Source organism: Pseudomonas sp. TH43, from assembly GCF_016650635.1.
Lineage (GTDB): Bacteria > Pseudomonadota > Gammaproteobacteria > Pseudomonadales > Pseudomonadaceae > Aquipseudomonas.
In genome coordinates, this window is sequence record NZ_JAEKFI010000001.1 from 634,029 (window position 1) to 646,456 (window position 12,428).

Consider the following 12,428-nt stretch of genomic DNA (forward strand, 5'->3'; position numbering starts at 1 on the left):
CTACGAGGTGAGGGGGCATTCTACTCGCTATGCAGGTTCGCATAAATCGACTCTGCGAGCTTTTTACTGATCCCCGGGGCTTTGGCGATCTCTTCGATGCTTGCACGAGTCAGTTCCTGCAATCCACCAAAATGTTTCAACAAGTCGCGACGTCGCGTCGGCCCTACTCCCGCAACGCCTTCCAGCGTTGAGGTGCGACGGGTTTTGCCACGGCGCGCACGGTGTCCAGTAATTGCAAAACGGTGGGCCTCGTCACGGATCTGCTGAATCAGGTGCAGCGCCGGCGAATCACCCCGCAGAGTAAATTCGTGAGCTGCATCATTCAGATACAAAGTTTCAAATCCTGCCTTTCGAGTCGCGCCCTTCGCTACACCGAGCAAAATCAGATCTGGCACGGCCAGTTCGTTGAGCACGTCACGCGCCATCGACAGCTGGCCCTTGCCACCGTCCACCAGGAGAATATCGGGCAACTTGCCCTCGCCGTCCTTCAGTTTGCTGAATCGTCGAGTCAGGGCCTGGTGCATGGCGGCATAGTCGTCACCTGCCGTGACACCTTCGATGTTGTATCGGCGGTAATCCGATTTGATCGCACCTTCCGGGCCGAATACTACGCAGGATGCAACCGTCGCCTCACCACTGGAGTGACTGATGTCGTAACACTCCAGGCGCTGCGGTGGCTCATCGAGATTAAGCACTTCGGCCAACGCCTCGAAGCGTGCGGCGGTGTGTTGACGATTAGCCAAGCGCGCGCCCAATGCCTGTTCGGCGTTGGTCACAGCCAATTGCTGCCATCGCGCTCGGGTACCGCGAACCCGGTGGCTGATGACCAGTTCACGTCCACGCAGCTCATTAATCGCCTCGATCAGCGTCGGAAAGTCTTCGTGCACCACGTTGACGATAAGCTCGCTCGGCAAATCGCGTTCCGGGCTGCTGATGAAGTACTGGCCGAGAAACGCCGCCATGACTTCAGAAACGTCCTCTTCAATTCCCACTTGCGGGAAGAAGTTCTTGCTACCCAGCACACGCCCGCCACGGACACTGATCAAATGCACACAAGCGCCGCCCGGGTTGACGAATGCCGCAATGACATCGATGTCGCCCGTACCACCTTCCATACTCTGTTGATCCTGCACACGGCGCAGCAAAGCGATCTGATCGCGCAACTCGGCAGCGCGCTCGAACTCAAGGTTGATCGCCGCCTCTTCCATTGCCGTGGACAGTTCATTGGTTAGCGCATGACTGCGTCCCTCGAGGAACATTACCGAGTGACGCACATCTTCGGCATAGACCTCAGGTTCCACCAGGCCAACACAGGGGGCCTTGCAGCGTTTGATCTGGTATTGAAGGCACGGACGAGTCCTGTTCTTGTAATAGCTGTCCTCACACTGGCGAACGAAGAATGTCTTTTGCAGCAGACTGAGACTTTCGCGTATGGCCCCGGCGCTCGGATACGGGCCAAAGTACTTACCTTTGGCTTTCTTCGCGCCGCGATGGATGCTCAGACGTGGGAACTGGCCGTCAGACAGAAACACGTAGGGATAGGACTTATCGTCGCGCAACAGAATGTTGTACGGCGGACGCCACTCCTTGATCAGCGTCTGCTCAAGCAGGAGCGCCTCGGTCTCATTCGCCGTGATGGTCGTTTCGACCTGCGCTATGCGCCCAACCAGCGCAGCGGTTTTCGGCGCCAGCCCGGTCTTGCGAAAATAACTGGCCAGACGCTTTTTAAGATTCTTGGCCTTGCCGACATAGAGTAGACGCGCATCGCTGTCGAACATGCGATAGACGCCAGGACGCCCGCTGACGGTCGACAGAAAAGCACCAGAATCAAATGTTTCAGTCATGATCAGGCGCTGGCATCGACCATGCCGTGGCGAACCGCTAACAGCGTCAACTCAACATCGCTACTGATCGAAAGCTTTTCGAAAATACGGTAGCGGTAGGTGTTCACGGTTTTCGGTGACAGGCACAACTTGTCGGAAATGATCTGGACCTTCTGACAGCCGACAATCATCAAAGCGATCTGAATTTCCCGCTCGGACAAGGCATCGAACGGCGAATCGTTGGTAGGCTGAAAGGACTTGATCGCCAACTGCTGAGCGATCTGCGGGCTGATATAGCGCTGGCCAGCGAATACCAGGCGAATGGCCTGCACCATCTCCGGCAATCCTGCACCCTTGGTCAGATAGCCCGCGGCGCCAGCCTGCAACAACCTTGTAGGGAAAGGATCTTCCTCACAGACCGTGACGGCAACTACCTTGATATCCGGATGACTGCGCAACAGCTTGCGCGTCGCTTCCAGGCCGCCAATGCCAGGCATTTTGACGTCCATCAGGACAACGTCGGGTTTCAACTCACGGGCCTTGATCAGGGACTCTTCCCCGGACTCGGCCTGGCCGACCACTTGCAAGCCATCGATATCGGCCAGCATACGTGTAATGCCTGTACGAACGAGATCATGGTCATCGACCACTAGCACCCTAATCAAGCAGACACCTCGCGATATGGTCTTATTGGGATGCCGGACACCTTAGCAAAAAGAGCCAGACAGACCTAGCGGAAAGCCGCATTTAAAAAGTTTCAATTCATCTTTCAGAGCTTGCCGGCCGTGGGTTTCAGAGCACAGGCGTTCTCAAATCAAGCTGCATGCGCAAGAAACACTCGTCCTTACCTTGAACCTGTAGTCCTTTTCTCTGATACAAATTTTTAGCCGGATTATTTTCGAATACAGTGAGGCGCAGCGCCGGACGACGCTCCTTGCGGGTTATTTCAATAACCTGATCAATTGTCCAGGAACCGGCCCCCTGCCCCCGAAAGGCTTCAGCCACTTGTAATTCCCGGATATACAAAGCTCGCGCATCGCGGCTAAGGCTGAAAAACCCTATCGTCACATCGCCTTTATATACCAACCAGCTCTCACGCCCTGACCACGCCACATCGAACGCTTCGTCCTGCCACAACAAATCATGCTGAATGTAGTAACGCAGCATGTTTTGACAGGTGAGCGCCCTGGCGAATGCCAGATCCTCAGGCAAAGCGCGACGCATCTGGAAAGACATTACCCGTGCACCACAGGCACTACATCGCCCTGCCATGCCCCATCGATCCGCCGGGCGATAACCAAACAATCCCCCGTACCAGAGGCCGACGCGATCAGCGTTCCATTCGCGGACCAGATCACGCTGCGGCCTGCCGACTGCCACCCGCCGGTAACGCCTCCATGGTTGGCCATCAGCACGGTCATAGAGTGTTCGCGAGCGTAGCCTTGAAGCACCGCTGCATCTGCTGCGTAGCCAGCTTCGCTGATCAATACTCCAGCGGCATATACGTCGGCACCCTGGGCCGCGGCGTTAACAGCATGGCTGGCGTGAGAAAAGTCCGCACAGACGGCCAGTGCAACGGTGTCGCGGCCGAATTTCAACGTGGATCCGCCGCTTCCAGGGGTAAAAATCAGTTCTTCGCCCGTGTGCAAATGCTGCTTGCTGTATACACCGAGCGAGCCATCGGGTCTCAACACCAGCGCACCAATCAACACCGCAGGATTTTTCCCCAGCCGTATTGGCATACCAACGACAGCGGTCACGCCGAGTTGGCGAGTCAAATCTCTTAGCGGTTGAAGAACATCATCGTCTGGGTCAATCGCCAGTGCGGCGGCCACCTCGCCTTCATAGCCGGTCAGCGACAACTCCGGGAACACCAAAAGCTCAACGCCCTGCTCCGCTGCCACCTTTATAAAACGCTTGTGGCGAACGATATTGCCGGCCAGATCACCGGCAACGGATATCGATTGAGCAGCGGCAATGGTCAACGTCGACATGATGCGTCCCTAGTCTTAGGCAAAACAGCGAGTGTGTCACAGCGCTCGCAACACTCAAGCGATAGGTAAATTCCTCAGCGCTCGATAGCATTTTCTGATTGCTGTCGCGTATCGGCGTCGAGTAAGCTCGGCGCATTCAACGGAGACAAACCATGTTCAATGCACTTTCACAGCTTCATACCGCCAGCGCCCTGCGCTCGGTTTTGGCTGCGCGCATGAATGACGTTTGCACTCCTGCCAGCTTTTATTTTGGGTATTGGTTTAGCCACTAGCGCGCCTGATACCCAAAAGGCGCCCATAACACGGGTCGCCACCAGAGAATTCTCAACCCCCGGTCGGCCTCCCGACCGGGGGTTTTGTTTTTTCAGGCCCAAACTTTCAGCAACACTCCAGACAATTTGAGGGATCCCCCAATGAACTACGCCACTTATTACCGTTACGACAGCTTTACCGCCTGGCGATTTACCAGCCTCCGCTCGGGACAGCCTGCCGCCTCCGATCGGTCACCCACAGGTGGCAAGCACACACACCTAGCCAATACGGCCAATTGTCGAACACCCCAGTAGGGCCGAGTGAGCGGGAAGCACCCGCCATCAGCCCAGGAAGACCGAATATGAACTCCTCCGTTTCTGCTCTGCCACTGTCATCCCTCGATTGCGCCAACGAAACGCTGACGCTGCGTCTGCCCACTTCGTTGCAGCTCAAGCAGCAGTTGCCTCTGAGCAATGCCCTGACATTGCAAATCGCTGCTCATCGCCAAGCAGTTCGCGCAATTCTCGATGGCGAAGACCCGCGCTTGCTGGTAATCGTCGGTCCTTGCTCGATCCATGACCCTCAGTCCGCCCTCGAATATGCCAGCAAACTGGCTCGACTTGCCGACGAAGTCAGCGATGAAATGTTGCTGGTCATGCGTGCCTATGTCGAAAAACCGCGAACAACTGTTGGCTGGAAAGGCCTCGCTTACGATCCCCACCTTGACGGCAGTGATGACATGGCCGCAGGCCTTACGCGTTCCCGTGAACTGATGCTGGGAATGATTCACCTTGGCCTGCCGGTTGCCACCGAACTGCTGCAACCTATGGCCGCCGGCTACTTCGACGACCTGTTGAGCTGGGTCGCCATCGGCGCCCGTACGACCGAGTCGCAGATACACCGCGAGATGGCCAGCGGATTGAATATGCCGGTCGGCTTCAAAAACGGCACCGACGGCGGCGCGGCCATTGCTGTCGACGCGATGCGCTCCGCAGCCCATTCGCATCGACATTTCGGGGTCGATAGCCAGGGCCATCCTGCGATCATTCAGACGTCCGGCAACCCAGACACTCATCTGGTCCTGCGCGGCGGCCACCAAGGCCCAAACTACGATCAGTTCAGTGTCGAAAAAATCAACGTCGAGTTGGCCCGCCTGAAAATCCCGGGCCGGATCATGGTTGATTGCAGTCATGCCAACAGTGGCAAGGACCCGCTGCGTCAACCAGCAGTGTTCAATGATGTGCTCGAGCAACGCCTGCAAGGCAATCCATCGCTGATCGGCATGATGCTGGAGTCGCACCTGTTCGAAGGTTGCCAACCATTGAAGCCATCACTGCAATACGGCGTATCCATCACGGATGGCTGCCTCGGCTTCAGCGCGACAGAACGCTTGTTGCTGGACGCTGCGCAACGCCTGAAAGATCAGAACCGAGGCTGACTCAAGGTAAGTCTTCCGGCGCATTCAGCGCCGGAAGATCGGAGCTTTACTCGACACGTACGTGTGTCACCCCTGATGCCTGACTTACATCATCCGAGCGCTCTACCGAGTAGGCTATCCGCACGGTCGTCCCTTGATGCTCGCGCCAGAAACGATGAGGGACGATGAAGACCAACGGCTGTCCCGCTGAATCGCGGGTGATTTCGCGGTCGTCGCGGTGATTGAACAACTCACCATCGCACTTGAGATACACCAGCTCACCCTCTTGCGTCTGGGCATTGCCAATCACCACGGTAACGCCGTCAGTGGAATCTTCCACGTCGAGCATACCCGCTTGAGCCTCCAAAACATCCGGGGCGTCCAGCGCTCCCCGAATCAGTGAAGCGATGACAATTTTTGCAGGCTCGGAATCGCGCGCTTCGCCGTTTTTCGGCTCAACCCGATAGCGGACGGTCGCTTCGCTACCAAGGTGTGCAGCGAAACAACCTGGTGGCACCCAAAACGACAGAGGCTCTCCGACTGCAAAGGCTTCAACAACCAACGCATCGTTGAACACTACGTCCGACGCGAGCCCTTGCCAGCTCAGCAGCACTCGATCACCTTCGGCCATGCGCGCATAAGGCTGGAGAGTGACGCGCGCACCCTCGGGAAATCTTTCGGGATCCAGAACACCTGCGACCGTGTCGTCAATATAAAGAGCACGCAAATACGGTCGAACATCTCCCACATCCAGTTGCAGCCGCCCGGAACTAGCCGGCTCCATGTACATCGCACTGTGAAGCGTCCAATACACTTCGAGCGATCCGCCATCCAGTGCCGCGACGTGTACACCTTTGATGACGAATACGACTTCCTTGCCTACCAGCCCCTCACTGACGAAACGGGAAGCTTCGTGCTGATAGGCAAACCCTTCGATATCCAGCCCCTCCCAGTGCAGTAACAGCTTGTCGCCACAGGTCATGCCTGGATAAGGCGCGATCCGCACAATGACTCTCTTCACAGAAGGATCAAGTACAGCGTCTGCCACAGACTCAAGGACGGGTAGCGGCAGCAGGACAGTTGCCGCACCGGTATCGACGGCCTCGCCTGCCTGATAACAAAACTGCAGAGAGGTTTCATCCGCCCTGAAACTCAGCCAGCCCGGTCTATTGAGCTTAATACAGCCCTCCCGCGATGCGCCTGACGATCCATCGTTTTGATGCGGTGACGGTATTTGCGGGTGTGCCTCATACATTGTCATCGGAGCCTCCAGTCCTTGGAAAAAACGCGCGCTTCAAACACCGCGTCGACAGCCCATATTGAACGCTAACGAGCAACGCACTGATGTCAGCCGATACGCCGAATAGAAGGGGCAATGACTACGAGCAAGGTAGGCAAACAACAGGAAATCAGCTTTAGCCTTGCAGTAGACGGCGGGAGATTTGTAGGTGGATCTCAGCATTATCCGAAAATTCGTACACCTCTTAGTCCAGATTCAGTCAACACCTGAAGCCCCTTCGTACTTCGCCGAGTGAATGACTGTTTTAGAGTGGCAAACAGATTCCACCGAGAACTCCTGCAAGAAGGTAAATGACATGCAACGGAATGCCACAACGCACTACCCGATCTTGCTGGTACATGGTCTGTTCGGATTCGAGCGTATCGGCCAGTTCGAGCTCTTCCACAAGGTCCGAGAGGCACTCGTAACGACTGGCAACCGCGTGTTTGTGCCGCACCTTTCTGCGGCCCATGACAATGAAGTACGCGGTGAGCAGTTATTGTTGCAAATCGATAGAGTCCTCAAAGGCACAGGAGCTGGCAAAGTCAACCTTATCGGCCACAGCCAAGGTGCACTCGCCGCACGTTATGCTGCTGCGCTTGCACCACACAGGGTTGCGTCAGTGACATCGGTCAGCGGTCCGAACCAGGGTTCCGAACTGGCCGATACCCTGCGACTGGCACTTATCCCCGGACGACTGCGGGAACATGTCGCCAATAACGTGGCCATCGCTTTTTCAGATTTTCTGACCGTGATCAGCGGCAATCTGACCTTGCCGCAGAATGCGTTATCAGCACTCAATGCCCTGACCACCGAAGGCGTCGGCCGTTTCAACGCCAAGTACCCGCAAGGTCTGCCCGCCACGTGGGGAGACCACGGGGCGGCACTGGTTGACGGTGTTCGCTACTATTCCTGGAGTGGCATCCTGGCGGATCACGCCTCGTACAGCCTTGATCCGGGCAATATCGTCTGTCGGGCGATGTCCAGGCATTTCAGCAAGGAAGCCGGGCAAAACGACGGATTTGTCGGTCGTTTCAGTTCCCACTTGGGTGAGGTGATCCGCTCGGACCTTCCGCTCGATCACTTGTCGACTCTGCGCGGCACAGCGACTGTCGGCGCGGTCTCGCCCGATCCGATTGACCTCTATGTAGAACATGCCTATCGCCTGCAAGCGGCGAAACTCTAAGACGGCGCGACATCGGCAAGGGAACTTTGCCGAGAAATCGCCCACTGAATCCGGTAGGCTCCGCATTTTACTGAAATAGATTGGAGAGTTTCCTCATGGCTAAAGCCACTGCCCGCCACATCCTGGTTGCAAGCGAAGACAAGTGCAACGAACTCAAGTCCCAGATCGAAGGCGGCGCTGACTTCGCTGAAGTCGCCAAAGCCAACTCCACCTGCCCGTCCAGCCGTCAGGGCGGCGACCTGGGTTCGTTCGGTCCTGGCCAGATGGTCAAGGAATTCGACACCGTGGTTTTCAGCGCGCCGATCAACGTCGTGCAAGGCCCGGTGAAAACCCAGTTCGGTTATCACCTGCTGGAAGTCACCAGCCGTCAGGACTGATCCCTCGTCCGGTTTGCTGTGCAACGGCCCGCCCTTTGGTGGGCCGTTGTGTTTGAGTTACACGATTGGGCTGGCGACTGACGCGCCTCTCGCGTACAAATTGCGCATATCGATCACCCGGCTTTAAGGCTGACAATGCGACTGGCTTTTTCCACATTGATGTTCACTGCCGTGGCTCTGCTGTTGAGCGCCGCTGGTGTGAACGCCGCACCGCAACATGCGTTGACCGTCTACGGCGAACCCGCCAAATACCCGGCCGGCTTCAGCCACTTCGACTACACCAATCCGCAGGCCCCGAAAGGCGGGACAATGCGCCGCTCGGCGGTCGAAATCGGTCACTTCGATCACATGCTGCCGTACATCGACAAAGGCATCGGCGTCACCCAGATCGACGGCATGCTCTATTCCCCTTTGGCCCAGCGTTCGATGGACGAGCCTTACACCGTCTACGGCCTGGTCGCACAGCAGATGGAGCGCTCGGAGGACGGTTTGTCCTTGCGGTTCTTCATCAACCCCAAAGCGCGTTTCGCCGATGGCAAACCGATTACCGCCGAAGACGTGCGTTACACCTATGAGCTGTTGATGACCCAGGGCAGCCTGCGTTATCGCACCCAGTTCGCCGATGTCAAAGGCGTTGAAGTGGAAGCACCGCTGACGGTGCGTTTCGATTTCAAAAGCAATGAAAACCGCACCTTGCCGCTGGACATCGCCACCCTGCCGGTATTTCCCGAGCATTGGTGGAAGAGCCGTGATTTCGCCGGCGGTGGCGGCTATGAACCCCCGCTGAGCAGCGGCCCGTATCGTGTCGGCAAGGTCGACTCCGGGCGCAGCATCACCTTTGAACGCAATCCCGACTGGTGGGGCAAGGACCTGCCGGTCAGTCGCGGACTCTACAACTTCGACCATTTCAGCATCGAGTACTTCGGCGACACCGATGTAGCCCGCCAGGTGCTGCGCGGCGGCGCCTATGATTACAACCGTGAGTTCTCTGCCACCGGCTACTCCATCGGTTACGACAGCCCGGCCCTGAGTGACGGGCGCCTGCAAAAGGCCCACTTGGCCACCGAGGCACCGCAGTCGGCGCAGGGCTTCGTGTTTAATCTGCAACAACCGGTGTTTCAGGACCGCCGCGTGCGACAGGCGCTGGCCATGCTCTGGGATTTCGAGTGGAGCAACCGGCAGATGATGCGCAACATGTACATCCGCCAGCAGAGCTACTTTTCCAACTCCGAGCTGGCGGCGCGGCAACTTCCCGATGCGGCAGAGCTGAAAATCCTCGAACCCTTGCGCGGACAGGTTCCCGACGAGGTCTTCACTCAGGTCTTCCAAGCCCCGAAAACCGATGGCAGCGGCCTGATTCGCGACAAGCAGTTGCAGGCCCTCGCACTGCTTGAGCAGGCCGGCTGGAAACCCGATGGCGATCAACTGGTGAACGCCGCCGGAAAGCCGCTGAGTTTCACCTTTCTGGTCAGCCAGAACGGCATGGATCGTTTGCTGTTGCCTTACAAGCGCACGCTGAAACAGATCGGCATCGACCTCAATATTCGTCGCATCGACTCCTCGCAATACGTCAATCGACTCATGAGCCGTGACTACGACATGATCGTCACCGGTTATCCCGTCACGACGTCTCCGGGCGGTGAGCTGCTCAACTACTTCGGATCGATTTCGGCCAATGATCCCGGTGCCAACAACTACATGGTGCTGAAAAATCCGGCGGTCGATACCTTGATCAACGGTTTGATCCGCGCCTCGACCCAGAGCGACATGCTGCATTACGCGCATGCGCTGGATCGGGTGCTGCAATGGAACTTCTACTGGATTCCCAACTATTACCCACCGGGGACTTCCACGGTCTGGTGGAACCGTTTCGGCATACCGGCGGTACAAGCGAGCAACGATGAAGCCATCGAGAGCTGGTGGGAGATCAGCAGCACGCCGCTGACCAACCAACAGATGACTGCCGAAAAAATCGCTCGCGGCAGACCTGGAGGCGCGCACTGATGTGGGCTTACATACTGCGGCGTCTGCTGCTGATCATTCCGACGCTGGTAATCATCCTGCTGGTCAATTTCGTGATCATCCAGGCCGCGCCCGGCGGGCCGGTCGAACAGGCCATCGCCCATTTGCAAGGCATTGGCGGCGCCAGTGTCGGCGGCAGTTCCAGCGAGACCATGAGCAGCACCTCGCGCGCCAGCCGTGGCCTCGATCCGCAACTGATCAAGGACATCGAAAAACAGTACGGTTTCGACAAACCGGCGCACGAACGTTTGTGGCTGATGCTCAAGAACTACGCGCAGCTGGATTTCGGCAAAAGCTTTTTCCGCGGTGCGACGGTCACTGATCTGATCCTCGAAAAAATGCCGGTAACCATCTCCCTCGGGCTCTGGGCGACGCTGATTACTTATCTGGTGTCGATTCCCTTGGGCATCCGCAAAGCCGTACACCACGGCAGCCATTTCGATATCTGGAGCAGCACCGCGATCATCATCGGCTACGCCATGCCGGCGTTTCTGTTTGCGATGTTCCTGATCGTGGTGTTTGCCGGTGGCACATCCCTGAACTGGTTCCCGGTGCGCGGTTTGGTGTCGGACAACTTCGAATCGTTGTCGACGTTGGGCAAGATCGCCGATTACTTCTGGCATTTGGTGCTGCCCGTGACGGCGCTGGTGATCGGCGGATTTGCTACCTTGACCATCCTTACCAAAAACTCGTTCCTCAATGAAATAACTCGCCAGTACGTGGTCACCGCCAGGGCTAAAGGCCTGAGCGAGCGCCGCGTGCTGTACGGGCATGTGTTTCGCAACGCGATGTTGCTGGTGGTATCGGGGATTCCACAGGCATTCATCAGCGTGTTCTTTGCCGGGTCCCTGCTCATTGAGGTGATTTTCTCGCTCGACGGCCTCGGTCGCATGAGCTACGAAGCGGCCGTGTCGCGGGACTACCCGGTGGTGTTCGGTTCGCTGTTCATCTTCACCCTCTTCGGACTCTTGATAAAACTGATCGGTGACCTTTGCTACACCCTGGTCGATCCGCGCATCGACTTCGCCGCGAGGAACGCCTGATGTTCAAGCTCTCGCCCCTGGGCCGTCGTCGTTTCGAACGTTTCAAGAAAAACCGCCGCGGCTGGTGGTCGTTGTGGCTGTTTATCGGCCTGTTTCTGCTAAGCCTCGGAGGCGAACTGATCGCCAACGACAAGCCGTGGGTGGTCAGCTATCAGGGCCAATGGTATTTCCCGGTGCTCAAGCGATACACCGAGCAGGAGTTTGGCGGGCAATTGCCGTTTCAGGCTGATTACCGCAGCGACTATGTGCAGAACCTGATCCGCAAGGACGGTGGCTGGCTGTTGTTCCCGCCGATTCCGTTCAGTGACGACACACCCAACTACGACCTCAATCAACCGGCCCCGAGCCCGCCGTCATCGGTCAATTGGCTGGGCACCGACGATCAGGCGCGGGATGTATTGGCACGGGTGATTTTCGGCGCCCGGGTGTCGATTCTGTTTGCGTTGATGCTGACCTTTGTCAGTGCCTTGATCGGCATCGCCGCCGGCGCCCTGCAAGGTTATTACGGTGGCTGGGTCGACCTGATCGGACAACGCTTGCTGGAAGTCTGGAGCGGCTTGCCGGTGCTCTACCTGCTGATCATTCTCTCGGGGTTCGTCGAACCGAATTTCTGGTGGTTGCTCGGGATCATGGCGCTGTTTTCGTGGCTCGCTCTGGTGGACGTGGTGCGCGCCGAGTTCTTGCGCGGCCGCAACCTGGAATACGTCAAAGCCGCGCGGGCGCTGGGTTTGAGCGACCGCAAAGTGATTGTCCGGCACATTCTGCCCAACGCCATGAACGCGACGCTGAGCTACCTGCCGTTCATTCTGACCGGGGCGATTTCCACCCTGACAGCGCTGGATTTCCTCGGCTTCGGCATGCCCGCCGGCAGCGCGTCCCTGGGCGAGCTGATCGGTCAGGGCAAACAAAACCTGCAAGCACCGTGGCTCGGGTTGACGGCGTTCTTCACCCTGGCGCTGATTCTTTCCCTGCTGGTGTTCATTGGCGAAGCACTGCGCGATGCCTTTGATCCACGCTCCTGACGCGGTTAATGAC

The 12,428-nt window shown here is 57.4% G+C and carries 11 protein-coding genes; 6 read left to right on the forward strand and 5 right to left on the reverse strand.

Annotation, left to right across the window (positions count from 1 at the left end; all coding sequences use genetic code 11):
* Positions 1-20: 20 nt before the first annotated feature.
* From uvrC to JFT81_RS02795, 4 genes are all read right to left on the reverse strand, one after another.
* Entirely contained in the window at positions 21-1,844 is a 1,824-nt protein-coding gene (uvrC, locus tag JFT81_RS02780; protein WP_201226020.1) for an excinuclease ABC subunit UvrC, read from the reverse strand.
* A gap of 2 nt (positions 1,845-1,846) precedes the next feature.
* Complete coding sequence (gene uvrY, locus JFT81_RS02785; RefSeq protein WP_024012761.1) at positions 1,847-2,488, reverse strand: UvrY/SirA/GacA family response regulator transcription factor; 642 nt, start codon at positions 2,486-2,488, stop codon at positions 1,847-1,849.
* A 127-nt stretch (positions 2,489-2,615) separates the two neighbouring features.
* Entirely contained in the window at positions 2,616-3,059 is a 444-nt protein-coding gene (locus tag JFT81_RS02790; RefSeq protein WP_201226021.1) for a GNAT family N-acetyltransferase, read from the reverse strand.
* Positions 3,059-3,817 carry a carbon-nitrogen hydrolase family protein gene (locus JFT81_RS02795; protein WP_201226022.1) on the reverse strand — a complete coding sequence of 253 codons (759 nt, stop codon included), beginning with the start codon at positions 3,815-3,817 and terminating at the stop codon, positions 3,059-3,061. Before JFT81_RS02795 ends, JFT81_RS02790 begins: the two co-directional genes overlap by 1 nt.
* A gap of 613 nt (positions 3,818-4,430) precedes the next feature.
* Here JFT81_RS02795 and JFT81_RS02800 point away from each other — a divergent pair.
* Positions 4,431-5,507 (forward strand): 3-deoxy-7-phosphoheptulonate synthase, encoded by a 1,077-nt coding sequence (locus tag JFT81_RS02800; RefSeq protein ID WP_201226023.1) that lies wholly within the window; start codon positions 4,431-4,433, stop codon positions 5,505-5,507.
* A 46-nt stretch (positions 5,508-5,553) separates the two neighbouring features.
* Here the strand turns inward: JFT81_RS02800 and JFT81_RS02805 are convergent, their stop codons facing one another.
* Positions 5,554-6,747, reverse strand: coding sequence for a hypothetical protein (locus JFT81_RS02805; RefSeq protein WP_201226024.1), 1,194 nt, complete (start codon positions 6,745-6,747; stop codon positions 5,554-5,556).
* A gap of 334 nt (positions 6,748-7,081) precedes the next feature.
* Here JFT81_RS02805 and JFT81_RS02810 point away from each other — a divergent pair, with 334 nt between their 5' ends.
* From JFT81_RS02810 to JFT81_RS02830, 5 genes are all read left to right on the forward strand, one after another.
* Positions 7,082-7,951: a triacylglycerol lipase gene (locus tag JFT81_RS02810; protein WP_201226025.1), complete on the forward strand. Its 870-nt coding sequence runs from the start codon at positions 7,082-7,084 to the stop codon at positions 7,949-7,951.
* Between the two features lie 95 nt (positions 7,952-8,046).
* Positions 8,047-8,328 (forward strand): peptidylprolyl isomerase, encoded by a 282-nt coding sequence (locus JFT81_RS02815; protein ID WP_201148009.1) that lies wholly within the window; start codon positions 8,047-8,049, stop codon positions 8,326-8,328.
* A 135-nt stretch (positions 8,329-8,463) separates the two neighbouring features.
* Positions 8,464-10,332, forward strand: a complete 1,869-nt coding sequence (locus JFT81_RS02820; protein ID WP_201226026.1) for an extracellular solute-binding protein — start codon at positions 8,464-8,466, stop codon at positions 10,330-10,332.
* Positions 10,332-11,393: a microcin C ABC transporter permease YejB gene (locus tag JFT81_RS02825; RefSeq protein ID WP_003225430.1), complete on the forward strand. Its 1,062-nt coding sequence runs from the start codon at positions 10,332-10,334 to the stop codon at positions 11,391-11,393. Before JFT81_RS02820 ends, JFT81_RS02825 begins: the two co-directional genes overlap by 1 nt.
* Entirely contained in the window at positions 11,393-12,415 is a 1,023-nt protein-coding gene (locus JFT81_RS02830; protein WP_201226027.1) for an ABC transporter permease, read from the forward strand. The genes JFT81_RS02825 and JFT81_RS02830 overlap by 1 nt, the downstream gene beginning before the upstream one ends.
* Positions 12,416-12,428 lie beyond the last annotated feature (13 nt).

Bases quoted from the DNA above. Each gene is read 5' to 3' on its own strand.
- JFT81_RS02805 (WP_201226024.1), bottom strand. From the start codon at position 6,747: ATGACAATGTATGAGGCACACCCGCAAATACCGTCACCGCATCAAAAC.
- JFT81_RS02825 (WP_003225430.1), top strand. From the start codon at position 10,332: ATGTGGGCTTACATACTGCGGCGTCTGCTGCTGATCATTCCGACGCTG.
- JFT81_RS02800 (WP_201226023.1), top strand. From the start codon at position 4,431: ATGAACTCCTCCGTTTCTGCTCTGCCACTGTCATCCCTCGATTGCGCC.
- JFT81_RS02830 (WP_201226027.1), top strand. From the start codon at position 11,393: ATGTTCAAGCTCTCGCCCCTGGGCCGTCGTCGTTTCGAACGTTTCAAG.
- JFT81_RS02815 (WP_201148009.1), top strand. From the start codon at position 8,047: ATGGCTAAAGCCACTGCCCGCCACATCCTGGTTGCAAGCGAAGACAAG.
- JFT81_RS02795 (WP_201226022.1), bottom strand. From the start codon at position 3,817: ATGTCGACGTTGACCATTGCCGCTGCTCAATCGATATCCGTTGCCGGT.
- JFT81_RS02790 (WP_201226021.1), bottom strand. From the start codon at position 3,059: ATGTCTTTCCAGATGCGTCGCGCTTTGCCTGAGGATCTGGCATTCGCC.
- JFT81_RS02820 (WP_201226026.1), top strand. From the start codon at position 8,464: ATGCGACTGGCTTTTTCCACATTGATGTTCACTGCCGTGGCTCTGCTG.
- uvrC (WP_201226020.1), bottom strand. From the start codon at position 1,844: ATGACTGAAACATTTGATTCTGGTGCTTTTCTGTCGACCGTCAGCGGG.
- JFT81_RS02810 (WP_201226025.1), top strand. From the start codon at position 7,082: ATGCAACGGAATGCCACAACGCACTACCCGATCTTGCTGGTACATGGT.